Source organism: Streptomyces roseochromogenus subsp. oscitans DS 12.976 (genome assembly GCF_000497445.1).
GTDB lineage: Bacteria > Actinomycetota > Actinomycetes > Streptomycetales > Streptomycetaceae > Streptomyces > Streptomyces oscitans.
The window spans coordinates 4152390-4153187 of record NZ_CM002285.1; the positions used below are offsets into that span (position 1 = coordinate 4152390).

Genomic DNA, 798 nt, shown 5'->3' on the forward strand with positions numbered 1-798 from the left:
GCCACAGCACGACCCCGGTCCCCAGCCCCAGCATGGCCCCGGCCACACCCCCGACCAGGACCCAGGCGCCGCACACCGCCCCGGCCGGTGGCAGCCACCGCCGCGCGGCGTCCGCCACTGCGAACCGCGGCCTGGGTACCGGAACTTCCCGGCCCAGCAGCTCAGCCACCCGCCGTCGTGCCCGGCGCCGGCGCCGGACCCGGTCCAACCGCCAAGCCACCCAGCCGAGAGCCGGCGTCACACCCCCGACCATCCCCAACCTGTGGACAACTTCCCCGCTCATACCGCCCGTTCCCCCCACACGTCCCAGCCCGAGGCATCCATCGCGCCCCGTGCACCGCTCCCCCCGTTCACACCGCTCCCGCTCCCCGCACGTCCCGGGCAGCGCACCGGATGGCGCTCACCGCCCCGCGCACCACTCCTCGCACCGCCCGCCCTGCTCGGCGCGGCACGTCCCCGGACCGCTGACCGCATCTCGCACCCGCCCTTCACACCGCTCCCCCCTCACACCACTCCGCTCACTCACCACTCCTCCTCACACAGCCCCTGCCTGCCGCACGATCCACACCGCCCACCACACCCCGGCCGCCTCGAACGCCGACCCGGCTGTGAGGCAGGCGAGGCCGGGGCCGGTGTGGAGCAGCACATGGAGGGGAGCCGCGCCCAGGGCCGAGCCGAGGAGCAGGCCGAGGGCGGGCAGGACGGCGAGCAGTACGGTGGTGGCCCGGGCGCCCGCCAACTGAGCGTGCAAGTCCGAGCGTTGGTCCCGCTCGGCCCGCAGGGCCGCCTCCAACCGGT

At 75.8% G+C, this 798-nt stretch carries 1 pseudogene; it reads right to left on the reverse strand.

Going from position 1 to position 798, the window contains the following annotated elements:
• Positions 1-535 precede the first annotated feature (535 nt).
• Positions 536-798: pseudogene (locus M878_RS48150) on the reverse strand (type II secretion system F family protein); the annotation flags it as partial.